Below are 25,056 nucleotides of genomic sequence, written 5' to 3' on the forward strand. Positions count from 1 at the left end.
AGGTGCCTTTTTGTATTTTAATTGATAGAGCAACGATAGTTGCATTAAAACAACACGAAAAAACAAAAAAATTGGTAATTACTAAAATAAAAGAAGGAGGGAAGAAATGATATCGAAACTGATTATATTGACTTTTATCCTTGTAGGAGGAAGTCTCGGATACAATCTGTTCCCGGAAATGATCGATAATTTTGACATCATTCCTAGGTGGCTGCTGAATCCAATCGTCGGTATGATAATTGGAGCAGGTGTTTTTTACATGCTGTCGTTTCTGGCTGTCAGACCGATTGAAAAAGGAATCAAGAAAATTGAAAAATCATTCAGCAGATTTAGTGTCGCTTATTTAATGTTCGGAAGTCTGGGCGCAATTATTGGACTTATTCTTTCTGTATTGATCAGTATTATTTTAGGCAATCTGAATATGATCATAATAAGTGATGTGGTTCCTCTTATCCTAACAGTCCTACTGGCCAGCGTGGGATTCCAGCTGGGGACATCTCGTCGGGAAGAAATCAGACGTCTGTTCAGTCCGAAGACGGAAAAAAATGAGAATGAAGACGTGCTGGAACGGAAAAGTGGCGATTCGTTCCGCAAGTACAAAGTGCTGGACACTAGCGCGATCATAGATGGCCGTATTCTGGATGTGGTGAAAACCGGTTTTCTTGAAGGGTCGTTCGTTGTTTCGCATTATGTTCTGAAAGAGCTGCAGTATATCGCAGATTCGTCTGACAGTCTGAAACGGGTCAGAGGACGAAGAGGACTGGACATACTGAATGCTTTACAGAAAGAGGAAGGGATTTCTCTTGAAATGGATGACAGTGATATTCCGGAAGCAGAAGAAGTCGATCTGAAACTGGTCCACCTGTCCAAGAAACTGGATGGGATGATCGTGACCAATGACTATAATTTAAACAAAGTAGCGGAATTTCAGAACGTTCCGGTACTGAACATCAATCAGCTGGCGAATGCCGTCAAACCGGTCGTCATACCTGGGGAAGAGATGCAGGTCATGATCGTCAAGAACGGAACAGAACGAGCGCAGGGTGTGGCCTATCTGGACGACGGAACGATGGTCGTAGTGGAAGAGGGACGTCATCACATGAACGATAGAATCGATGTGGTCGTGACAAGTTCTCTTCAGACCAATGCTGGACGGATGATTTTCGCTAAACTATTAAATGACCAGAAAGCGATCGACGACAGGAAAGATCAGGCATGAAGCAGACTTACGACGTGATCATTCTGGCAGCTGGATCAGCCAGCCGGTTCAATGATCAGCTTGAGGTGAACAAGATAATGCTGCCTTTAGGTGGCCGGCCAGTGTTTGACTATTCGCTAAGTCTCTTTCTGGAGGACGAGTCATGTCGTAAGATTTGGCTCGTCATTCGTCAGATAGACAGACAAGCGTTGATTGCGGCGATGCAGGATCTTTATGGTGAACAGCCTGAACAAGTCTCCTTAGTAATTGGTGGGAGCGAACGGCAGGACAGTGTCGCTCAGGCGCTGAAAGCACTGGCAGATAATGCAGCCCCATATACACTTGTTCACGATGCAGCTCGGCCCTTCATTCATACTGATCTAGTAAATCATCTGCTGGAGGGACTAAAAGGATTTTCAGCTGTCATTCCAGGGATTCCGGCCAAAGATTCGATGAAACTGGTCAAGGGAGATAAGGTGATACAGTCCTTGTATCGTCCAGAAGTCAGACACGTTCAGACCCCTCAGGGATTTGAGACAACTTGTCTGATCGAAGCCTTGAATAAAGCCGATGCCGATAACTATTACGGCAACGAAGAAGGCGAGCTGGTCGAAAGACTGGGAATAGAAGTGAAAATGATTGATGGGCTGGAAGAGAATCTGAAAATCACCACACCTCTGGACTATGCTTTTGCGCGACTGCTGGTGGAAAAAGGGCAGCTTAGTTAAGCCAGCAAGGCTTCAATGTATGGAAGAAAACAGGAAATAATGTTAAGTTAATAGTAAGGGAAACCAAAAAGGAGAGTATACTCATGACAGAAAAAGTCCGTGTGCGCTATGCACCGAGTCCAACTGGACACCTACACATTGGAAATGCACGTACAGCATTATTCAACTATTTATATGCCCGTCACCATGGTGGCGATTTTATTATTCGTATCGAGGATACTGACCGTAAACGACACGTTGAAACAGGAGAGCAGAGCCAGCTGGACAATTTAAGATGGCTGGGAATCGATTGGGACGAGAGCGCGGATGTCGGAGGAGAGTATGGGCCGTACCGTCAGTCTGAGCGTCTGGATTTCTATGATCCGCTGGTCGATCAGCTGCTGGCAAGCAACCGTGCCTATAAGTGCTACTGCACGACTGAAGAACTGGAAGCTGAACGTGAAGCGCAGCGTGCACGTGGAGAGATGCCACACTACAGTGGAAAATGTGCGCATTTAACTGCAGCTGAACAGAGAGAAAAAGAAGCGGAAGGCATTACGCCAGTTATTCGTATCCGAGTTCCTAAAGGTAGTACGTACACATTTGAAGATATGGTCAAAGGAATGATCACATTCGAATCTGATTCTGTAGGTGGCGACTGGGTCATCAGAAAACGTGACGGCATGCCGACCTATAACTTTGCAGTAGCGGTCGATGATCATTACATGAAGATCACCCACGTGCTTCGTGGAGATGACCACATTGCCAACACACCTAAACAGATGATGGTATATGAAGCCTTTGAATGGAAGATGCCTCAGTTCGGACACATGACACTGATCATCAACAGCGAAACAGGTAAGAAACTAAGTAAGCGTGATGAAACGATTCTTCAGTTTATTGAACAGTATCGCGAACTTGGTTACCTACCGGAAGCCCTGTTCAACTTTATTACATTGCTTGGCTGGTCACCAGTTGGAGAAGACGAGCTCTTCTCTAAAGAACAGTTCATCGACATGTTCGATCATAAACGTCTGGGAACTTCTCCAGCAGCCTTTGATGCCAAGAAACTGGAGTGGATCAGCAACCAGTATATGAAAGAGATGGACCTGGGTGAACTGACACTTAAAGCTATCCCTCACCTTGTAGAAGCAGGATACATCGAAAGCAATCCGTCTGAAGAGAAAAGCGAATGGATCAGAAAACTGGTGGCTCTTTACCAGGATCAGATGAGCTATGCAGCTCAGATCACTAAACTGGCTACATTGTTCTTCGAAGACTCTCTCGAATGGTCAGCTGAAGCGAAAGAGGTGCTTCAAGGCGACACCGTTCCAGCTGTTCTGGATGCCTTCAGCGAGCAGATCAGAAATGCTGAACCGTTTGCAGCAGATACAATCAAGAAAGCGATCAAAGCCGTACAAAAGGAAACTGGTGTAAAAGGCAAGAACTTATTCATGCCGATCCGTGTGGCCGTGACCGGTCAGCAGCACGGACCTCAGCTGAATGATGCGATCGAACTCCTTGGCAGAGATAAGGTCTTGAGCAATCTTGAAAAAGCAAAAGAGATCATCGAAGCCTGAAAACTGATCAGAGATAAGTAAGGCAGGATAAAGCCATGCAGCCGGACTGTTTTTCAAACGGCTTGCGTGGCTTTTCCATTAACTGAAAAAGGAATCAGAAGCAAGTCGAGTCTGATTCTTGTATAATGAGACTAAATGAAAAGAGAAAGGAGTCAGGATGCATGATTCAACTGTACAATACATTGACTCGTCAGAAAGAGAAATTTACCCCTTTAGAAGAAGGAAAGGTCAAGATGTATGTCTGCGGACCAACGGTGTACAACTACATTCATATAGGCAACGCTAGAAGTACCGTCGCGTTCGACACCATCCGCCGCTACTTCACCTACAGAGGCTACGATGTCAATTATGTCTCCAACTTCACGGATGTTGATGACAAAATCATTCGAGCAGCTGCTGAACTGGGCAAGACGGCTCCTGAAGTGGCTGAGACCTTTATTGAGGCATTCTTTGAGGACACAGAAGCGCTCGAGGTTCAGAAACCGAATCATACGCCTCGGGTTATGGAGTCTATTCCCGACATCATCACGTTTATCGAAGCTCTGATTGACAATGGCTTTGCCTATTCGTCTGACGGAGATGTCTATTACAGAACACGTAAATTTGAAAAATATGGCCAGCTGAGCCGCATTTCATTAGATGAACTGGAGTCCGGAGCGAGCAACAGGCTTGGTGATGAAACATCCAAGAAAGAGGATCCTCTCGACTTTGCTTTATGGAAAGCAGCGAAGGAAGGCGAAATCAGCTGGGAGTCTCCTTGGGGGCAAGGTCGACCGGGCTGGCATATCGAATGCTCAGTCATGGCTACAAAATATCTCGGAGATACGATCGACATTCATGCCGGCGGTCAGGATCTGACTTTCCCGCATCATGAGAATGAAATTGCTCAGACAGAAGCCAAGACGCATAAGCCATTTGCCAACTACTGGATCCATAACGGATTTGTCACGATGGACGATGAAAAAATGAGTAAATCACTTGGGAACTTCGTGCTTCTAAAAGACTTGAGAGCGCAGCATGATCCTAAAGCCCTGCGTTTCTTCATGTCTACGGCTCACTACAGACGACCAATTAACTACTCTCTGGATGCAATCGAGGAAGCGAAAACGAATCTCAACCGTATCCAGACCGCTTACTTCAACGGGAGCCATCGACTGGATCAGGCAGCTGAACAGACTGACGATGAGCAATCCCTGATGGATCAGATCGATCAGTTCAGAAATCAGTTCATTAAACAGATGGATGATGACTTCCAGACGCAGAACGGCATCACTGTTGTATATGATCTGGTCCGATTTATCAACCGTTACGTGGAAGAAGAGGGTGTTTCCAGACAAGTGCTGGAAGCAAGTCTCAATCTGCTTGAAGAGCTGATGAGCATCTTTGGAATCAGCTTGTCTGTTGAAGAAGACTTGTTGGATTCAGATATCGAAGCACTGATAGAAGAGAGAGAACAAGCCAGAAAAGATCGGAACTTCCAGCGTGCGGATGAGATCAGGGATCAGCTTAAAGATCAGAACATCATTCTTGAAGACACTGCTCAAGGAGTCAGATGGAAAAGGGGAAGCGGCCATGAGTAAAGCAGCGGACCCGCGTCTGCTGAATGGGCTGGCACTCGCTTATCTGGGTGATGCCATTTATGAACTCAGAATTAGAGAGCATCTGATTGCTCAAGGTCAGACTAAGCCAAATGTGCTGCATACAAAGGCCACGACCTATGTCTCAGCAAAAGCTCAGGCATATTTAATTCAGGCGCTGATGGATGCGGACCAGCTGACTCAGGAAGAAATCGATTATTTCAAACGTGGACGTAATGCAAAAAGCTATACAAAAGCAAAAAATACGGATGCACAGACCTACAGCTATTCGACGGGCTTTGAGGCAGTCATGGGCTACCTCCATTTAACGGAGCAGTCCGACCGTCTGAATGAACTGACAAACTGGTGCATCCAGGCAATAGAGGAAAGATAAAGGAAAGGAGCGGTGCACATGCCAAAAAAACCGAATCATAAACGGACAGGAAAAGGTGGCTTACACACAAATAAACCACAGGCCAGAAAGCCACAGGAAAGCGGTGAAGCAGTAGAATCAGAAGAGATGGTCTACGGCAGAAACCCGGTTCTGGAAACATTGAAGTCCGATCGTGATGTCAACAAGCTCTTTGTTCAGGACGGTCTGGAAGGCGGCAAAATCAGCAGTATTCTTTCTGAAGCTAAGAAAAGAAAAGTACAGCTGTCTTTTGTGCCTAAATCTAAACTGGATACCTTGTCCGATGGAGGCAATCACCAGGGTCTGGTCTTAGCGACTAGTCCGGTGAACTACGCCTCGATCGATGAACTGTTTGAACTGGCAGAAAAGAAAAATGAACAGCCTTTCTTCCTGCTGCTGGACGGGATCGAAGACCCGCATAATTTGGGGTCTATCTTGAGAACTGCCGATGCCAGCGGGGTACACGGCGTCATCCTTCCCAAAAGACGAGCTGTCGGTTTGACATCGACCGTTGCGAAAGCTTCAGCTGGAGCAATCGAACATGTGCTGGTGGCACGCGTCACGAACATGGCGACGACCATCGACGAGCTGAAGGATCGTGGCTTGTGGATTTTCGGAACGGACATGAAAGGCAAAGACTACCGTCACTGGGACGTGTCATCTCCAGTTGGTTTGGTCATCGGGAACGAAGGAAAAGGAATCTCCAGACTGGTCAAAGACAAAGTGGACGAGACCCTCTCTATTCCGATGGTAGGACATGTCCAGAGTTTAAATGCCGGTGTGGCTTCAGGACTATTGATGTATGAAGTTTACCGTAAAAGACATGCCCTTTAAGAATAAGTATAATGAGTAAAATCTATTAATAACGAGAGGAGTAGAGTGACGTGAAGAAGGAACTGCTGTATGTAGACGGGTACAATATGATCGGAGCCTGGCCGGACCTGGCTAAGCTGAAGCGACAGGACAAGATGGCGGATGCCAGAGACTACCTGCTTAATGAGTTGAGCAACTACGCCAAATACGAAGGCATCGAAGTCAGGATCGTCTTTGATGCTCAGCTGGTTCCTGGCATAGCACAACGTTACGATAAGTATGAAGTGACGGTCATCTTCACAAGCGAAGGCGAGACAGCTGACAGTTTCATTGAAAAAGCAGTCGGAGAAGAAAACCTTCTGATCACCAATGTACAGGTTGCAACGTCAGATCTGGCTGAACAATGGATTGTCTTCCAGAAAGGCGCGACCCGCAAGTCAGCCAATGAGCTCTATAAAGACGTCCAGAGCGCCAAGAAAAAGATCGCCATCGACAGTGCCGTCTACCGGATGCAGAACCGCTCACGTAATTCTCCCCTTAAAGATAAAGATAAGAAGCAGCTTGAGAGTTTGTACGAGCAGATGATTGCACGTTCTATTGATGAAATTTAATCGTATAAAAAAACTTGCCTTGAGGATTCATATCCACTCTTTAAGGCAAGCTTTTTTTGAAAAACAACTAGTAATCATGTTTTGGATAATTTGTGCTACTAATAGAGACATTTGAAATGTCCTATTCTTTGACATTATTACATCTAAATAATATTTATCTGTTTCATGTGTACTTTAGATGTAATATTCTTGAGTACTAATGAACGCAGGCCATTTCTGTTTTGTTCAGTCTCAAGTTTAGGGTGCGCCATCACCCCTCCCATGGCAGAGCATATAGCTCCATGGGCACTTATACTGTTACCATATAAGTTAGGTTTTTTTAGCTATATTTATTGCTCCAACTATATCCCGATGAGCTTTATAACCACAGAGGCATAAGTATTGTCTGGATTTAACTTTATTTAATTGTCCACATGAAGGGCACTCTTGAGATGTATACTCCGGGTTTACTTGAACAACTTTAATTCCCGCTTCTCGAGCTTTATATTTAATAAAAGAACTTAATTCGAAAAATGACCAATTATGAAGATTAGCTTTATTTTTACCTCCAGCTTTTGAGGTCCGATGTATACCGGAAAGATCTTCCAAGTGTATTACACCACACTTGTTATCAATCGCAAATCTGATTAATTTCCTGGAGATCTTATGATTAACATCTCTCATAATTAAAGATTCTTTATCACGTATATTTTTAATAGCTTTAATTTTTTTCTGTTTTGAAAGTTCTTTTCTCAAAGAATTATATTTCCTCCGAACAAACTTATTTTGTCTACCGTTCCCTAAAAATATTGTTTTTCCACTTGATTTTATTACACCTACAGCCGGGCAGAGTATACCTAAATCAACTCCTAATATATCTTTATTCTGTGTTACATTTAATGGAATAGGAAGAGATAACAAGGCCATCCAGTGATGTCCTTTCTTAGTTACACGCATAGAGCCTAACTTTGAAGAAGAAATTAAGGAGTATAATTCATCAGGAATAATTGCTTTAATTAATGTTCTCTTAGCTTTTCCATCTTTCATCATAGGAAAACATATGGAATTTTTATTTACAGAAAAATTTTGATTATTCCATGAAACAGTTTGTTTTTTAAAGAAGCATTTTCCGTACTTCTGGTACTTTGATTTAGCATATCTAATTAATTCATTTTTTACTGAAGAAGGAAGATTGGATTCGATGTTTTTAGAGGTATAATTAGGGAATTTCCCCTCAGCTTCAGCAACTCGAATAAGTAAATTTGCTTGTCTAATATACTCCATTGACATTCGTTTTAGTTCTAGTGCTTGCGTTTTAGTCGGCTTGAGTTTAACTTTTACAGTCTTCACATTGCGGCCTCCTTCCAGTTTGTGTATAATATAATTATACACAAATACACACTGTAAAGCTAGGAGAAATATGATGTCTGATAAAAAAAGAATTAATATAACAATGTCAGAAAAACTACATATAGAGTTAAAAAAAGCCGCAATTGATGAAGGAACTACATTATCAGGATTACTGGAAATTATAGGAAAAGAATTTTTAGAAAAAAGAACCACGTCAAAGATTAAGGATACTTCAAATTAGAGTTCATTTAATGGTGAATTTTCAATATGAATAGTATCTAGGATTACTCAGCTCATTAGCGATTAAATATAGAAATTATATTTTGAATAAGTAACATACACTACGATGCTATCATTACTCCCTTAATTCTATTTATAGTAAAAATATTATATAAAAAAATCCGATGCGAAAAAAATCATACAATAAATCTATTTGTAGTTGTTAGTTGTACTATATTTTGGTATGATAATCTAACTGAGGTGAGACAAGTTGAAAACTATAAATATATTAAATTATCAAGGGAATAAAGCGTCTCTAATGCCTTTTATTAGTAAAGAAATTGACGAAATAGCCAATCCAGGAGATACTGTTGTTGATCTTTTTTCTGGATCTGGTTCTGTTAGTAGAGGGCTGAAAGATAAATATCGCGTGATTGCTAATGATGCTGAGAAATATGCCAGTATTATATCTGCATCTTTGCTAATTGAAGAACACACTCAAGAAGAATTAGTTGATTTAAGTAACAGGTTTAATGAATTGTTTGATTATCATTTTATTCGTAAAATTGATAAATCTCATGTCAAACTTGAAGAAAAATTAGTAAGCGAAGAAAACAATGAAGGATTGATTGAATTATATAATAAGATCCCTACAGTTTGGGATGCTAGCAGTGGTATAACCCCTTTGAGTCTAAAAAATAAGAATAAATACGACTTATTTGAATATTATTATGCTGGTTCTTATTTTGGACTTAAGCAATCTATTGAAATAGACACTATAATACTTGCTATAAATAAACTAGAGAAAGAAGATAGGGATGTACTTTATGCGTGTTTGTTTTATGCTATGAAAGAGGTAGTTTTCTCGAAAGATGGTCATATGGCACAGCCTTTAAACATTGAAAAAAATGCTGACAGACACATAATACAGCGTAAGAAAAGTATAATTAAATACTTTTTTATTAAACTAAAAGATTTTGTTGATCTTAGAGTGAATAAGAATAGTGGAAATCATATTGTTTATAATGAAAACTTTGAAGATATATTAAACGACAAAATACTTAAGTACAGCCCGACAGTTATATATGCAGATCCGCCTTATACAGATATGCAGTACTCAAGGTACTATCATTTGTTAAATGTGGCAGTTAACTACGATTATCCAGAATTAACAATGTATAGAAATGCCTTTACTAAAGGTTTATATACTGAAGGAAGAAACCAATCTAAGCTGAGTCAAAGAAGTAAAGCGAAAGATCAATTGAGAAATCTTTTAGAGTTCTCTAAAAGAAATTGTATCAAAGTCGTATTAAGTTACGCCTACCCTGAGAATCAAGCAAAACAAGCAATCGATAGGTATACTGTCACAATAGAAGAGTTAGTCGATCTAGCCAAGGAAATTTATGGAGACTCCTTAGTTTACTTAGAAAAGACTACTCATAATCATGCTAATCATAGAAACAGTACTAGAAAAAAGGTTTATGAGTATTTAATCGTATGTGGACATGAACGAGAAGTGGATGAAGAGAATTATAACGTAAGAGAATTGAAGAAAGTATTAAATAGTATTAAGCCCACTTCTAGAAATGACTTGTATAACTCTCATTTATATTGGTCTCAAAAGTCATTTAATATAATTGACGAGTTGATAAAAGGTCTAAGTAAAAGAAATGAGATTGTCTTCGATCCTTTTATGGGTTCTGGTGTAACAATATTAGAAAGTGTAAAAAAAGGTATTGATAGGAATGCAATTGGGTGTGACGTCAATGAAATGCCACTATTTATATCAAATACTCTATTAGGAGACATGTTTAATGGAAAAGCTAGAGAGGTATTAAATCAATTTTCTAGCGATATAAATAAATTTCAAAAATATTATGAGACAGAATGTGAAATATGTAAAGAACAAGCTACTATTTCTAAAATAATATTTGATAAGCCTCACAGAACCAACAACGATGGAGTGAAAATACACTCTGTATATTATGAGTGTGCTAAGTGTGGGAAAATGAGTAAACTTCCTTCCAGAGAAGACTACAAAAAAATGTTATTTCAGGAATACGAGACCAATACTATTGAAGATATAGAATTGATTCATAATTCCAAAATTGCAGTGGGCAAAGAGGATAGAATAAGTTACATTTTTACCCCAAGGAATTTTATGATTTTGGACAAATTAACTTCTAAAATTAATAGTTACGAGTATTCCAATATACCAAAATATTTATTAATGTCCATACTACATTTATCTAAAATAAGTGATACTCACTCTAATTCACAATGGCCACTATGGATACCCAAAATTAACTGTGTTGAGAAAAATATAATAACTACTCTCCAGAGAAAAATTAAAGCTATAGAGAAAACTATAAAATATACTCAAAAGAATTATTATCCAAATTCTCTTGTATCAAAATTTGCTAAGTTAAATTCAAATAATGCATTAATGCTTAAGAAGGGTAGTCAACATATTACGAGAGAAGATATAGCGGATGATTCGGTAAGTTTAATTATTACAGATCCGCCATATATGGAACAAGTTTTATACTCCGAGTACATGCAACTTTATAAACCTTTTTTGAATTTACAATTTAATTTAGATGACGAAATAGTCGTTTCATCATCTCCTAAGAGAGATAAAACGGAAGAAGGTTACTTTGATTTATTAGATGAAGTTTTTAAGATGTGCTCAAAAAAACTAAAAGAAGATGGATATATGTGCTTGTTTTTCCATGACAGTAATCTCAATATTTGGGTTAAACTGATTAATATATTAGAAAAGAATGGCTTTAAATTTGTTTCTCAAGTTCATATAAAAAAATCTAAAACAGTAAAGAACATACTGAGTCCAAAAAAGTCACTAAATGGTGATGCTGTTCTGTTCTTTCAAAATATTAAAGTTCCACTACCTAAGGTAGAGATAGATACAGAAATGCCAATAATTGAGAAAAGTATTTTTGATCAAGCGAAAATATTAATCTCAGCCTCTGACCATGGTGCATTATCAACCCCTGAACTATATGACAATGGATTAATGGAAGTTTTAATAGAGAACGGATGGTTAAATAAATTTGCCAGTAAATATAAATCTTTAGTTGATTTTTTTGAGGATAAATTAATATGGAGTAAGGAAACTGGGAAGTGGAAGATACCATAAACCCTAGAATTTTTTAAGTTACTATAATTCTTGGGCAACATTATCTAAAATAGAGATTCGTTAGAACATAGATAAACAAATAGTATCATTTGTATACTATAATGTTGAATACAAAGAAGCACAACTCTGTTATGTCAGATAAGTTATCTGGTTTAACGGAGTTGTGCTTCTTACTTTGAAGATTCCTAATTGATTATGCTCTATTAAGAATCAGGATCAAATTAATTTTGAAGTAAAGAGTTAAAGTAGTGACCAGGAAACTGCTTATTTAGTCGTTTTATCAAATCTATACCATCAGTGATGATTACTTTCCGATCTTTAGCAATTGATTTAGCTGCGGAAGTATAATGAGCGGTAGTGATGCATTCGATTTTGTCAGCAGCTAGTCTAGCACGTTCAGAGTCTAAACGCTGTAACGGGGTTGCATCAATGTTGTTAACCCAACGCTTACACTGGATAAGCCATTTTTCTTCAACATTTCCATTAAACTTTTTAGCTAAAAGGTCAACGCCTAAATCTCCGCTACCTCCTTTTCGAATTACGTCGGTAAATCCTTCTTTAGAGAGCATTTTTTTACAAAGCTCTTCAAAATCATAAGGATCCATTTTAATAATATCTATGGCATCCTCAGGGATGTCTTCATGCATTCTTAGAGGAATATAGTATTTGTCATTTCTATCACAAAGCTGATTTAATAACTGGACTATCATGTTGATATTTTTAGAGTCATCTAGTAATTCTTGAAAAATTGATGTAGTCCCATCTGTTAAGTTGTCTACGAGCTCTACATAGAGGTCTTCTAGAACAAAGCGACCATTGTTTTTCTCGAATAGTGTATCTATAAACATAGGGATTAAGTTGTAAACCTTCGAAAATAGATTGTCTCTATTGTTATCCTCTTGTTCAATATATAATATTGTATTACTCAGAGAAATTTCCTGGTTCTCGCTAACTCTAAAATTATTTTCAATAATATTAGCAATTTTACCCAACAATACTTTATCAGGAATAGTGTTGTGGTTAACTTGTAAATCATTTTTAATAGCTGAGACTGCTTCTGACATAGATAAAGCCTTTTTTTCTTTGACAAGAGAATATATTGTTTCTACAATCTGATGTTCATAATTGAGATTATCAATGAAAAGATATCTATCTTTTTCGGGAAGTTTTACAAAACCTACCAATACTTCATTTAATAGTGTGTTGTTAAACGCAGACTGTTTTCTAAGAGTAGGATCGTTTTTTTCGACCCCAACACGTGCAGCATATTCAAAGCCATTTTTGCGAGCAAAATTTATTATATTTGCAAAAACATTGAAGTATTTCTTTTTTCCCAATTTAATGAAAAAGATAAGGGGTTTGTAGTCATCCAAATGATCTCCTAGAGTATTAAACATTTTATCGATATCCTTATAGTAATTCTCAATATCTTTGCTTTCTCTTGAAGGAGCGTTTGTTACTACCATTTCTTTATCGAGCATCTCTTGTGTCAGTTCAAACTGCTCAGGATGATCAGAAAAATGTTTTAACCAAATTCTAAATAACTGATTTCGTTCTAAATATGGAACTTGATCAGTATATGGGAAATCGGTAATTATTAAGTCATATTTTTCTGGTGGATCCTGACTAGAAAGATAGTCAATGTAGTCACTATTTTCAATTGAATAGTCGGAGCCTGAATTGAAATTATCAGTTTGAGAATAATGATACTTCCTTTTAAATTTCAGGAAGTTGTTATACTGTTTCGTAAATAATTCCCAAACATTCATCTCCTGAGCTTTTTCCATTAATACATGATATAAAATGTCAGTGCTACTACCATACATAGCAGTTCTAGCAAGCTTCAAGCTTGAGACTAATGAATGTTGTAAAAAATCTTTCTCCACGGATGTCGGTAACGAGGATATTGCTTCTTGCAATTTTAATAGTGCTACCTTATTTCTGTGAGTAAAAATTTTCCCATAGTAGTTTGCTCCTGTAGAGGCAGTGATATTTATTCTACTATTCTCAATATATTGATCATTTGGAAAATTTGACACATCTAGTTGGTTGACTTCGACCAACTTTTCCCAGTCCTCTTCTGAAAAGCGTTTAGATTTTTCACCGCAGACAGTACATTTATTTATCAACTTCACATTTCTTCCATTTTTGATATCCCTATTCGGTTCTGGGTTGAAATAACCATCACGGTCCCCTCCAGTAGTGGGACTAGGATCGAAAAAGGTCTTTTGAATGAAGTTTTTTTCACCACAACAAGAAGTTTCGTACAATTCCTGAATATCTGAACGGACTTGATTTTCGACTAACTTAAACATTCTCTCTAATTCAATTTCATTTCTATCTTCAAAAAGGTGCTTAGTTACATGATAAGTATAATTATCAAGTTCTGAGCCTGATAATTTACGGTTTGTTTTTTGAGTAGCTAGGATAGAAGTCCCACTACCAATAAAAGGATCTAGTACATTGTCCTCTTCATTCGTAAAAGCAGAAATTACTGCCTCAATTATCGCAGGAGACTTTCTTCCTTTAAAAGAAAAAGAACTTTTAATTGTTCCGTCAATTTTATTTTCAATATTACTTACTGCAGTTGTAAGCATATCTGTGTTTAATATATTTTCAATGTTGTCTTTCTTACGCATGTTTTCTCACCTCAATTAAATTATTTGGCTCACAGTTAAAAAACGTAGAGAGTTCTTCTAGCCTGTGAAGCGGTATGTTTACTGTCCTTCCAGATCGGTATCCATCAAATGTGTTAGGAGACATTGAGTCTATAAAACTATTGTTATACTGATTTACAAAATCCCTCCTCCGTTTTCCAGTTTGGCGTAGGTAAAAGTCTATATTAACTCTAAAGTAATTGTGCAAGCAGACAGTTTCAGTGTATTCCGACTGAGAAGACAAGACTAAGAAATTTTCACTAATCCATAATGATGCATTTATTTTTGTTGTGTTAGATATAATATTTAAATGAGTCATATTTGGTTTTGATTTACTATCTGCCCAGTTCTGAAGAGTTGCAGCGCTTATTCCTACATGCCGGCTTGCAGCAACTAAGTTACCGTATTTCGCCTTTAAATTAAAAATAAGTAGTTGAGTAATGTTCAAATTATCACCTTCTTGTAATAAGAATATCATCATTTTTTGTTGTAAACGATTTGACGAATTACTTATTAGATTAAAAAATAAAAATATTAATAAATTTAATTTTATTTTCACAGAGCATCTACGAGCTGAGTTCTATTATATAATTTACAATAAAAGTTAATGCAGAACTCGTTATAAAAAAGCACGCTTCCAATTATCAGGTGATTAACCTGTAAAAATGGGAAGCGTGCTTTTTTATCTTTTAATAGGTACCAACTGATGGTTAGGGTTATGATTTAAGATTACTCTTGTCTCAGCCTCTTTTACTTATAATATTTTATGCCAGCGTCTCAGCCATTTTCTGCTTACGTCGGTCACTTTTTTTTTCTTCATGCGCCTTCTTGAAACGCTGGATGGTGGTGACATGATCCATCAGAAAGTTGGCCGCTATTCCTATGGCGATTCCTGACAGAATACCCATAAAGGAGAGCACCGGCAAATAAAGGAGCACAGTCCAGGTCTGGGCAATGGTACTGGCAACGAGCAGCTGCCCCAGATTGTGCAGGATACCACCTGTTGCACTGACCCCGATGATACTGACACGCTTGCCTCCGATAAATTTTACGAGGAGCATGCCGGCATAGCTGAGAAGCGCTCCAGCTGTACTGTACATAAAGGTAGAAATCGTTCCGCCAAGCAGAGTCGTCATCAAAAGCCGCATCCAGACGACTTTCATGCTGTCTTTAAAGGGAAGCGTATAGATGGCAACAATGATGATCAGGTTCGCAACGCCCAGTTTCGCTCCCGGTGCAAAGGCAAACGGAAAGGGGATGCTGCGTTCGATCAGACCTAAGATGACAGCCTGAGCGGATAGCAGAGAAATATAGATCATTTTTTGTGTACGGTTCATTTATATCCTTCTTTTCTAAAGGGAGTTGTAATAGTTACAGTTTGCCATAAATACCGTCAAGTAGCTATGGTCATTAAAGAATTATTATAACAAATCTAATCTTGTGAAAACATAGACATAATAGCACTTTTCCTGTAATATGTACAGAGAAAATGGTTCTTTCCAAAGTCAGTTGTTATTGCTTCTATTTAGAGAAAAGTGAGGAGTATAATTAAGAAAAGAAGAAAGAAGTGGGGAACCATGTACGAATTGATACAGGTACTTGATCCGTGTTTAGAGTATGAATCTCATTCATTCACAAACCACACCTTTACGATTACCGTTTCTTCTACTCGTTTAGAAGTCCCTTGTCCATACTGTGGTCAGGTTTCTTCCCGTGTTCACTCTTTATACCCGAGAAAGTTTCAGGACTTACCGATACAAGGACACAAGGTCCAGATTAAGATGCAGAACCGTAAATTCTTATGTAAGAACCTAGAGTGCGATCATAAAACGTTCTCTGAACGCTTTGAGTGTATCGCTGAGAAAGCCACCCGAACGAAGCGTTTGGAAGAGGAAGTATTATCCATCGCTATTCACTGCAGTTCGATCACTGCTGTTAAACTGATCCGTAAAGGTACGGCTAATATCGGAAAAAGTACGATCTGCAATCTGCTCCATAAGGAGCGTCTTAAGCCCTGATCATAATCCGATCCTTGTCTGTGGCATTGATGATTTCGCCATGAAGAAAAAGTTACGCTACGGTACGATTCTGGTTGACTCTCTTACCCATCAAGTGATTGATTTGATTGATTCAAGAGAGACCGAGGCAGTCAGTAAATGGCTTGCTTATTTTCCGAACCTGTTGATCGTCTCTCGTGATGGATCTAACACCTATAAAAAGGCGATCGAAACGGCACATCCACAGGCTATTCAAGTGAATGAGCGGTTTCATTTAATCAAAAATCTGACCGATTATATCAAAACCTATTGGATGAATCATCTACCGGTAAACGTCCCTTTAAAGGGGATCAAGCAACCTAAAACGCTCGCTTTATCTTTATCGGCTGCGGATAACAACCGACAGTTGAGCGCTGCTGAAAAAGCGCGACGAGCAAAAGAGCTGAACAAAAATGGATGGACTAAAACAGCTACCTGTCGGGCACTCAATATGGATGCGCGAACCTACGACAAGCTAGCTGCTAACTCATTCACTGTTTCTTTACCCCTGTCTGAGCAACGACATAATGAAACCGTTCGCCGCAAGGAAAAAGTCATCCATGAAGCGATGCGATTAAAGCAATTAGGCTACACGTATTCGGCCATAGGCCGTGAACTCGACAAAAATCCGATAACGATTAAACGGTATATCACTAAAGAAGTCACGGCTGTATCGAAGGCAACGGGTTCTAAGAAGAGAGCCAGCATTTTGTCTCCTTTTTATACCGATATTAATCTGGCCTTCGAGAAAGGCTTGATGGCAAGTACGATTGAAGAACTGATTCGCCAAAAGGGATATAAAGGGTCTTCTTCACTGGTTCGTCACTATGTGTCTGGAATGAAAAAGGATCGACAGCGAACCAACAAGCCTTTATCCCCTCGTTATACCATCCAAAGGAGCTATGTCCTTCAGCTGTTATATCAGCCAGAATACTCATTCGAGAAATTAACACCGGAAGAATCACAATGCCTGTTTGAGCAGTATCCATTTGTCAAAGAGCTATACGACAGTATACAGATATTTAAAAAAATGCTTGAAACGCATGACGGTAAAGGAATGGGAGACTGGCTTTTTCAAGCGGAGCAGTCGCCCTACAAAGAATTGCATAGTTTTGTGGACGGAACAAAACAGGATCTAGACGCGGTCCTCATGGCTATTCAATCCCCATACAGCAACGGCCTGGTTGAAGGATCGATCAATAAACTGAAAGTGATCAAGCGCATCATGTATGGTCGTTGTTCCTTCGCTCTTTTAAGAAATAAAGTCTTATTGTTGGAGAGATTCCATTCAGTCAACTAACATTGGAAAGAACCACTTTTACATTGCAAAATACAGTTAGTGGAAGGTTCTATAAACTCTTTAGTGAAATCTTAAAAGTAAAATCACATCTAAAATTTATACTAAACAAATAAAAAGCTAGATTGAATCTAATATTCTTTAGATTCAATCTAGCTTTTTAAATGATAGCAACTTTGGAGATGCCGATAAATTGTATTGAGAGTAAAAGAGTAAAAAAAAATGAAAATAAATGAAATAAAACGAAAACAAGTATTGCAAACATGAAATTAATATGTTAACTTATTATTGTAAGATAGCGTTTACATGAGGAGGGTAAAATCTTGAAATTAGCAACTAGATTAAATTCAATATTACCAGAGGTGAAGGGAGATATATTAGAAGCTTTGGAGTTGGTTTCGAAAATCGATGGAATAACATCAGTAGACTTAAATTATCCAGAACATTTTAAAGATGTTTCTATAGAAGAAATAAAATCAAAGTTATCCTCAACAGGTTTAGAATTAAATGGAATAGCTTTAAGATTCAGAAATGGATTTATTAATGGTGATTTAGGAAATACAGATCCATCAATTTTAGAATCCGCAATGAAGCTGAGCAAAGACGCTGCAGATGTATGTAGTACTTTGGGAGGCAAAATAATAACGATTTGGTTGGGGCATGATGGTTTCGATTATTCTTTTCAGTTGAATTATGAAAAAGTCTGGACCCAAGTAAAAGAAAAAATTCAGGAATTGGCTGACTATAACAAGGAAGTAGACTTTAGTATAGAATATAAACCTTACGAAGAAAGAGCGTATGCATTAATAGATAGTATTGGAAGTACTTTGTTAATTGTAAATGATATTAACAGAGAGAACGTAGGAGTTACTGTCGATTATTGCCATATGTTAATGAAAAAAGAGAATCCTGCATTTAGTTTAAGCCTGGCTAACATGAGGAACAAACTGTTAGGAGTTCATATTAATGATGGTTATGGTTTTCAAGATAATGGTTTGATGATAGGGGCTTCATCATTCTTCCAAACTGTTGAATTTATTTATTACTTAAAAAAATACAAACCAAACACAACAGTATATTTTGATACATTTCCACTTAGAGAAAATACAACTAATGAGATAGAACAAAATGTTGAAATGTTTAATTTGATTTCCAATAAAATAGATATTCTAGGAATGGACAAAATTGATAACACAATTAATGCAAATGACGGAATTTCAGCACATAAATTAATGATTGAGTTTTTAAAATAAAAAAGGAGTGAAAAAAATGAAAATAAAAAATAAAGTTTTATTATCAATTTTAGGACTGACACTTACAACAACTTTAATTGCTTGCGAAAATGATGAGGCTGAATCAAATGAGGCTGAAATAGTAGAAGAAACTGAATCAGCGGAAGGTTTCAACCCTGATAATGCAGATGGAAAAACTTTAGATGAAGTTCGTGATGAGTTAGGGGGTGTTCCTGTAACGTCAGAAGAACTTAATCTAGGTGGAGTGGCTAAGGCATTTGAAAATGAGTATTGGAGAACATTGAAAGAAGGCATGGAAACTGGAGCTGAAAAATTTAATGAAAACGGTTTTAATATTAATATCGATATAATATCTCCTCAAGGAGAGAACGACGAAGAAGGTCAATTATCAATTGTTAGTGATATGATTAACAGAGAGTTCGATGGACTGCTTTTATCACCTATTTCTGATGGAAACTTGATTCCGGGTGTAGAAAATGCTCTTGAAAATGATATAGACGTGATAAATGTTAACGATGGCTTGATTGAGATTGCTCCTTCGTTCGTTGGTCCTAGAGCTATTGAAAATGGAGAAGCGCTTGCAGAGTGGTTACATGCACAAATTGGAGATGAAGGAAAGGTAGCAATTGTTATGGGTATGCCTAAAGCATTTGCAGCTCGTCAACGTACTGAAGGTTTTGAAAACTGGATCTCAGAGAATGCCCCAGATATTGAGATTGTAGAGAAACAAAATGCAGATTGGGATCGTGGAAGAGCAAAAGATATAGCGGATACTTGGATCAATCAACATGATGATTTAGATGCTATTTTTGCAAATAACGACACTATGGCTTTAGGAGTTCAAGAAGCAGTTAATTCTTCCGGAAAAGACATTCTAGTAATGGGAGTAGATGGAATTGGAGAGGCATACGAATCGATTAGAAAAGGCGAGATGGATGCTACTGTTGATTCGTTCCCATTATATAAAGGTCAAATTGCTGTAGAAATGATGTTAAGAAAAATTGGTGGGCAGGAGATTCCAGCTGTACTATGGACACCACAAGCCGTTATTGATAGTTCAAACGTTGATGTTTCAGCAGAAGAAATTATTGACTGGGAAGAACCGGAGTATTCTAATGAATAAATAAATGAATAAAATTAAATTAGAAGGAAACTTTATTATGTTTCCTTCTAATTTAATATCCAGTCATCTATTTTGACTACTAAAGTGAGGGGATAATATTGAGCAACAGAGAGCAAGCAGTGATTTTTAGAAATGTAACCAAAGAATTTCCAGGTGTAAAAGCTTTAGATAATGTAAGTTTTTCAATTGAACGTGGTAATGTTCATTCAATAGTAGGAGAAAATGGCGCAGGTAAATCGACATTACTTAACATCTTACACGGAATCTATTCCGAATATGATGGAGCAGTAAGCATTCATGGTGAAGAAGTGGACTTCAAGGATGCGAAGGAAGCTCTATCCAAAGGGATAGTAAAAGTTCATCAAGAGGTAACTATGATTTCAGAGTTAACAGTTGGACAAAATATAGTTTTAGGGTATGAACCTAAAAAAAATTTTTTTGTTAATAATAAGAAGATTAACCAAGAAGTTAACAGAATTTTGAAAAAATTAAATGTAAATTTCAAAAGTGAAGACTTAGCTAGAAATTTAAATATCGGTGAGATGCAAATGGCCTCAATTGCAAAAGCTTTATACCATAAAGCGAGCATTATTTCACTGGATGAGCCCACTGCGTCATTGTCAAAAAAAGAAATCACTTCTCTATTTGAAGTGATAAATGAACTGAAAAGACAAAATATTACTATAATTTTTATTACTCACCATCTCGATGAAATATTTGAAATTAGTGATTCTCTAACAATACTAAGGGACGGTCAATGTATAGACAATAAAAGAATTAATGATATAAACAAAGAAGAATTGGTAAATAAGATGGTTGGTAGAAACGTAGAAGTTTTAAAGTACAAAAATAGCAGAACAACTTCAAAAGATGTAGTGTTGAAAGTAGATGAACTCAGTTTAGATGGAGTGTATAGTAATATATCTTTTCATTTAAATAAAGGTGAAATACTAGGTTTTTCGGGACTTGTAGGGTCTAAACGTACTGATGTTATGCTTACTATTTTTGGAGCCTTAAAAAAATCTAGTGGAGACATTAGAATAAACGATAAGCTTGTAAATATTAAAAGTCCAGAGCAAGCTGTAAAACATGGTATAGGTTTAGTCCCTGAGAACAGGAAAACTCAAGGTTTCAACAAATACTTTAACAATTCCTTAAATATTTCGTTATCTCATATAGATAGCTTTATTGCAAATGGATTTATTAAATTTGATAAAATCCATTCCAATTCAAGAAATATCGGTTCGCGCGTAAACCTAAGGCCGAATGACCCATTATATTTGACCAATAATTTAAGTGGTGGAAATCAGCAAAAAGTAGTAATTTCTAAATGGTTATCTGCGGATGTTGACATACTTATTCTTGATGAACCTACAAAAGGCGTTGATGTCGGTGCTAAGTCTGAAATTTATCAAATATTGACTGATTTAACTAAAAACGGAAAATCCATAATTATTGTATCTTCAGAGTTGTCAGAATTGCTAGGAATAGCAGACAGAATAATTGTAATGCGGGAAGGGAATAAAATAATAGAAATGAAAAATGAAAACTTAACTGAAGAGAAAATAATTAAACATGTGATGGGAGTATAAGAGATGAAAAAATTATCTATGTCTACTAAGAGAGAACTCAGTTTAGTGGTAGCTATTGTAATATTAATCGCTATTTTTTCTGTTATCGAGCCTATATATTTAAGTAGAAATAACTTAATTAATATACTTGATCAGACAGTTATTAACGGGGTAATAGCTTTAGGAATATCATTTACTATATTAACTGGTGGAATCGATCTGTCAGTAGGTTCTACATTTGCTTTAGTAATCGTTATTGTAGGAGATCTATTAGTAAGTGGAGTTAACCCACTTATTGCAATAGTAATTGGAATGTTTTTAGGATTTGTTTTAGGTGCAATAAACGGTATCTTAGTGGCAAAGTTAAAATTACAACCTTTTATTGCTACTTTAGGTACAATGAGTATTTATAGAGGAATCGCTTATGTATATACCGGGGGATGGCCAATATTAAATATTCCAAGCAACTTTAGAGGTATGTTCAATAATGATATTATTATCGATATCCCTTTTTCTATAATATATTTGTTAATATTCGCGGCATTTACACAAATATTACTAAAATACACCAAGTTGGGAACTTATATTTATGGAGTCGGAGGAAATGAGGAGGTTACGTATTTATCAGGTGTAAATATTGATAGGGTTAAGATTTATGCATATGGCATAAGTGGTATTGGAGCAGCGCTAGCAGGAATGGTCCTCCTAGCTCGCTTAGGTTCGGGAGAGCCTGCTACTGGCCAGGGTTATGAATTAAATGCAATAGCGGCTGCCGCTATTGGAGGAATTAGTATGGCCGGAGGGAAAGGTAATATGGTAGGTACATTACTTGGAGCAATTTTGTTATCTTGCTTACGAGTTGGATTAGTGGTAGCTGGGGTAGACTCATTTTGGCAGTTTATTGCTACAGGAGCAATAATTATTATTGCTGCATATTTTGAAGTGTTACAAAACAGTTTAGGAAAACTTCGCTTTTCAAAGAAAAAGGTAGTGTCGTAAAATAACATTTGTGAATATATTTTTTGGTATTAAGTATTAAACTAAAATAGGAAAATGGAGTTTGAGAATTATGAAGAGTAATGACATAGCTGTAATAGGTAGTTTGAATTATGATATAATTATTAAGCAAGATAGACTACCTAAAATTGGGGAAACAATTTTAGTTGAAAAGGTCACTATGGTATCTGGTGGAAAAGGAGCAAATCAAGCAGTTCAATGTTCCAAATTGGGTTTGCGCACTAAAATGCTAGGGATGGTTGGGAACGATTACTTTGGTGATTATCTAATAAATAATTTGGATCAATACAAAATAGATACTAATTATATAAAAAGAAGCGATAAAGGTACCGGTCTAGGAATAGTTAATTCTTTTGAAAATGGAGAGTTACTGTCCACAGTATATTCTGGGGCAAATTACTCCTTAGATAAATCTTATATTGACAGTGTCGAAGAAATTATTATTAATAGTAAAATAGTGATACTTCAACTAGAAATACCGAAAGATATAGTAGAGAAGGTCATTCGAATTGCATCCGAAAACCAATGTGAAGTTGTTTTAAATGCAGCACCCAGCAAAGCAATATCACTTAGCAGTTTGAAGAAAGTTAATTACTTCGTCGTCAATGAAGAAGAAGCAAACTTTTATACAAATATTCAGATCAGAAGTATAGATGATGCTAAGACTGCAATAGTTAAGTTGAATGATATTACCGGGAACACTATAGTTATTACGTTGGGATCAAAAGGAAGTTTACTGTACGATGGGAAAAATATGATTTTTCTTGACCCCTATGATACTAAGGTAGTTGAAACTACGGGTGCAGGGGATTCTTATGTTGGAGCTTTGGCTTACGGTGTTTTATGTGGTTACGATTTAAAATCACTAGGTCTCTTTTCTTCCAAAGCCAGTTCCTTAACTATTAAGAACGTCGGTGCTCAAGAATCAATGCCTACTTTGGAAGAAGTCAAAGCAATATAAAATAATGTCTGTTTTGGAGAAGATTATGATACCTTATGTGAGACAAAAAAGAATACTCGAAGAACTTGAAAAAAATGATGTATTATTTATAGAGAATATTGTTGATGTATTTCCGAAATATTCGGAATCAACAATAAGAAGAGATTTAAAAGTACTTGAGGAAGAAAACTATGTAACATTGTTAAGAGGAGGAGGAGTTAAGCTGAAGGGCGCCTCGCATGAAGTGCCTGCTAATGAAAAATTACACTTAAATAAAGATGCGAAAGAGTATATAGCAAAAATAGCTGCTACTACTGTACAAGACAATGATGTAATATACATTGATTCTGGGACAACAACGTTAGCAATGGTCAAGTATATAGTAGCAAAAAATGTTAAGGTAATTACAACAAATACTCATCTATTAATGGAACAAAGAAATACTAATATAACTAGTTTTTACACACTTAGCGGGGTAGTTAACTATACGATAGGTTCTATATCTGGATCTTCTACCGATAAAGATATGAGTAACTTGTTTTTTGATAAATCTTATTTAGGGTCAACTGGTTTTGGTATTAACGTGGGAATTAATACCCCTGATATAAAGGAAGCAACTAAGAAGATAATAGCGTTACGAAATAGCTCCCAAACCTATGTATTAGCTGATGTTACTAAATATAATAAGAAAGCTTTGAGTAAAGCATTTGATGTTAAGGATTGTATCCTTATAACCGATCAAAAGATTCCTGAATTTGATAAAGAGAATATAAAATATATGTATAGTTAAAGGTTAATTAAGAAATAGACTCGAAGGCTTGTATCACAAGTCTTCGAGTCTATTTTTTCAGGAAACGCCTTTATTCAGCTTCCTGAAGATTTTAGGTCTTTTTTTTCCTCCTGCGTTTCTCTGAAGCGCTGGATGGTGGACACATGATCCATCAGGAAATTAGCGGCTATTCCGATGGCGATCCCTGAAAGGATACCGATCGAAGATAAGACAGGCAAGTAGAGCAGAACGGTCCAGGTCTGTGCGATCGTGCTGGCCACCAGTAGTTGGCCTAGATTATGAAGGATGCCGCCTGTCGCACTCACACCGATGATGCTGACGTGTTTACCACCAATAAATTTAACGATCAGCATCCCGAAGTAACTGAGCAGTGCTCCGGCAGTACTGTAAAGAAAAGTCGAAATCGTCCCGCCTAATAAGGTGGTCATCAAAAGCCGCATCCACAACACTTTAAAACTGTCCTTAAAAGGAAGCGTATAGATGGCGACGATGATTATCAAGTTAGCGATTCCCAGCTTCGCACCGGGTGCAAAGGCAAACGGAAAAGGAATCCCGCGTTCGATCAGACCTAAGATGACAGCCTGAGCGGATAGCAGAGAAATATAGATCATTTTTTGTGTACGATTCATTTATATCCTTCTTTTCTTGTTGAGTCTATGTGTAAAATTAATGTCGGAAGAGGGGAAATTCGACCTAGACAAAAAGAAAGAAGACCCTTAATCTAGAGATAACGACAACGCTAGAGAAAGAGGTCTTCTTATGAATCAAA

At 37.3% G+C, this 25,056-nt stretch carries 22 protein-coding genes; 17 read left to right on the forward strand and 5 right to left on the reverse strand.

The window, feature by feature from the left end:
* The first annotated feature begins 106 nt into the window (after positions 1-106).
* The 7 genes from ABFX15_RS09120 (at position 107) to ABFX15_RS09150 (ending at position 6,898) form a co-directional block, all read left to right on the forward strand.
* A complete protein-coding gene (locus ABFX15_RS09120) occupies positions 107-1,219 on the forward strand; it encodes a PIN/TRAM domain-containing protein (protein ID WP_346025115.1) in 1,113 nt (370 codons plus the stop codon).
* On the forward strand, positions 1,216-1,926 hold the full coding sequence (ispD, locus tag ABFX15_RS09125; RefSeq protein ID WP_346025116.1) for a 2-C-methyl-D-erythritol 4-phosphate cytidylyltransferase: 711 nt from the start codon (positions 1,216-1,218) through the stop codon (positions 1,924-1,926). Before ABFX15_RS09120 ends, ispD begins: the two co-directional genes overlap by 4 nt.
* Before the next feature lie 83 nt (positions 1,927-2,009).
* The gene (gene gltX, locus ABFX15_RS09130; protein ID WP_346025117.1) at positions 2,010-3,485 is read left to right on the forward strand and encodes a glutamate--tRNA ligase; all 1,476 of its coding nucleotides are present in this window, start codon (positions 2,010-2,012) and stop codon (positions 3,483-3,485) included.
* A 161-nt stretch (positions 3,486-3,646) separates the two neighbouring features.
* A complete protein-coding gene (cysS, locus tag ABFX15_RS09135) occupies positions 3,647-5,065 on the forward strand; it encodes a cysteine--tRNA ligase (RefSeq protein WP_346025118.1) in 1,419 nt (472 codons plus the stop codon).
* Complete coding sequence (locus tag ABFX15_RS09140; protein ID WP_346025119.1) at positions 5,058-5,456, forward strand: Mini-ribonuclease 3; 399 nt, start codon at positions 5,058-5,060, stop codon at positions 5,454-5,456. The genes cysS and ABFX15_RS09140 overlap by 8 nt, the downstream gene beginning before the upstream one ends.
* Before the next feature lie 126 nt (positions 5,457-5,582).
* A complete protein-coding gene (rlmB, locus tag ABFX15_RS09145) occupies positions 5,583-6,308 on the forward strand; it encodes a 23S rRNA (guanosine(2251)-2'-O)-methyltransferase RlmB (RefSeq protein WP_346025135.1) in 726 nt (241 codons plus the stop codon).
* Positions 6,309-6,358: 50 nt separating this feature from the next.
* Positions 6,359-6,898 carry an NYN domain-containing protein gene (locus ABFX15_RS09150; RefSeq protein WP_346025120.1) on the forward strand — a complete coding sequence of 180 codons (540 nt, stop codon included), beginning with the start codon at positions 6,359-6,361 and terminating at the stop codon, positions 6,896-6,898.
* A gap of 309 nt (positions 6,899-7,207) precedes the next feature.
* Here the strand turns inward: ABFX15_RS09150 and ABFX15_RS09155 are convergent, their stop codons facing one another.
* On the reverse strand, positions 7,208-8,227 hold the full coding sequence (locus ABFX15_RS09155; protein WP_346025121.1) for an RNA-guided endonuclease InsQ/TnpB family protein: 1,020 nt from the start codon (positions 8,225-8,227) through the stop codon (positions 7,208-7,210).
* Positions 8,228-8,300: 73 nt separating this feature from the next.
* Here ABFX15_RS09155 and ABFX15_RS09160 point away from each other — a divergent pair, with 73 nt between their 5' ends.
* Both ABFX15_RS09160 and ABFX15_RS09165 read left to right on the forward strand, forming a co-directional pair.
* Positions 8,301-8,468 carry a hypothetical protein gene (locus tag ABFX15_RS09160; protein WP_346025122.1) on the forward strand — a complete coding sequence of 56 codons (168 nt, stop codon included), beginning with the start codon at positions 8,301-8,303 and terminating at the stop codon, positions 8,466-8,468.
* Positions 8,469-8,717: 249 nt separating this feature from the next.
* Positions 8,718-11,603: a DNA methyltransferase gene (locus ABFX15_RS09165; RefSeq protein ID WP_346025123.1), complete on the forward strand. Its 2,886-nt coding sequence runs from the start codon at positions 8,718-8,720 to the stop codon at positions 11,601-11,603.
* Between the two features lie 221 nt (positions 11,604-11,824).
* Here the strand turns inward: ABFX15_RS09165 and ABFX15_RS09170 are convergent, their stop codons facing one another.
* From ABFX15_RS09170 to ABFX15_RS09180, 3 genes are all read right to left on the reverse strand, one after another.
* Positions 11,825-14,242: a restriction endonuclease gene (locus tag ABFX15_RS09170; protein ID WP_346025124.1), complete on the reverse strand. Its 2,418-nt coding sequence runs from the start codon at positions 14,240-14,242 to the stop codon at positions 11,825-11,827.
* A complete protein-coding gene (locus ABFX15_RS09175) occupies positions 14,235-14,819 on the reverse strand; it encodes a hypothetical protein (RefSeq protein WP_346025125.1) in 585 nt (194 codons plus the stop codon). Before ABFX15_RS09175 ends, ABFX15_RS09170 begins: the two co-directional genes overlap by 8 nt.
* A gap of 205 nt (positions 14,820-15,024) precedes the next feature.
* Entirely contained in the window at positions 15,025-15,597 is a 573-nt protein-coding gene (locus ABFX15_RS09180) for a Gx transporter family protein (RefSeq protein WP_346025126.1), read from the reverse strand.
* A gap of 240 nt (positions 15,598-15,837) precedes the next feature.
* Here ABFX15_RS09180 and ABFX15_RS09185 point away from each other — a divergent pair, with 240 nt between their 5' ends.
* The 8 genes from ABFX15_RS09185 to ABFX15_RS09220 all read left to right on the forward strand — a co-directional run bounded on the left by ABFX15_RS09185 (position 15,838) and on the right by ABFX15_RS09220 (position 24,287).
* Positions 15,838-16,278: a transposase family protein gene (locus ABFX15_RS09185; RefSeq protein WP_346025127.1), complete on the forward strand. Its 441-nt coding sequence runs from the start codon at positions 15,838-15,840 to the stop codon at positions 16,276-16,278.
* 25 nt (positions 16,279-16,303) lie between these two features.
* A complete protein-coding gene (locus ABFX15_RS09190; protein WP_346025136.1) occupies positions 16,304-17,596 on the forward strand; it encodes a transposase in 1,293 nt (430 codons plus the stop codon).
* Between the two features lie 320 nt (positions 17,597-17,916).
* Entirely contained in the window at positions 17,917-18,846 is a 930-nt protein-coding gene (locus tag ABFX15_RS09195; RefSeq protein ID WP_346025128.1) for a sugar phosphate isomerase/epimerase family protein, read from the forward strand.
* Between the two features lie 16 nt (positions 18,847-18,862).
* Complete coding sequence (locus tag ABFX15_RS09200) at positions 18,863-19,969, forward strand: sugar ABC transporter substrate-binding protein (protein ID WP_346025129.1); 1,107 nt, start codon at positions 18,863-18,865, stop codon at positions 19,967-19,969.
* 98 nt (positions 19,970-20,067) lie between these two features.
* Positions 20,068-21,561, forward strand: a complete 1,494-nt coding sequence (locus tag ABFX15_RS09205; protein ID WP_346025130.1) for a sugar ABC transporter ATP-binding protein — start codon at positions 20,068-20,070, stop codon at positions 21,559-21,561.
* Positions 21,562-21,564: 3 nt separating this feature from the next.
* Positions 21,565-22,539 carry an ABC transporter permease gene (locus tag ABFX15_RS09210; RefSeq protein ID WP_346025131.1) on the forward strand — a complete coding sequence of 325 codons (975 nt, stop codon included), beginning with the start codon at positions 21,565-21,567 and terminating at the stop codon, positions 22,537-22,539.
* 70 nt (positions 22,540-22,609) lie between these two features.
* The gene (locus ABFX15_RS09215) at positions 22,610-23,518 is read left to right on the forward strand and encodes a ribokinase (RefSeq protein ID WP_346025132.1); all 909 of its coding nucleotides are present in this window, start codon (positions 22,610-22,612) and stop codon (positions 23,516-23,518) included.
* 13 nt (positions 23,519-23,531) lie between these two features.
* Entirely contained in the window at positions 23,532-24,287 is a 756-nt protein-coding gene (locus ABFX15_RS09220) for a DeoR/GlpR family DNA-binding transcription regulator (protein ID WP_346025133.1), read from the forward strand.
* Positions 24,288-24,361: 74 nt separating this feature from the next.
* Here ABFX15_RS09220 and ABFX15_RS09225 read toward each other — a convergent pair whose 3' ends face one another.
* A complete protein-coding gene (locus ABFX15_RS09225; RefSeq protein WP_346025134.1) occupies positions 24,362-24,916 on the reverse strand; it encodes a Gx transporter family protein in 555 nt (184 codons plus the stop codon).
* Between the last annotated feature and the right edge of the window lie 140 nt (positions 24,917-25,056).

The organism is Alkalibacterium indicireducens, from assembly GCF_039522005.1.
GTDB classification, from domain to species: Bacteria; Bacillota; Bacilli; order Lactobacillales; family Carnobacteriaceae_A; genus Alkalibacterium; species Alkalibacterium indicireducens.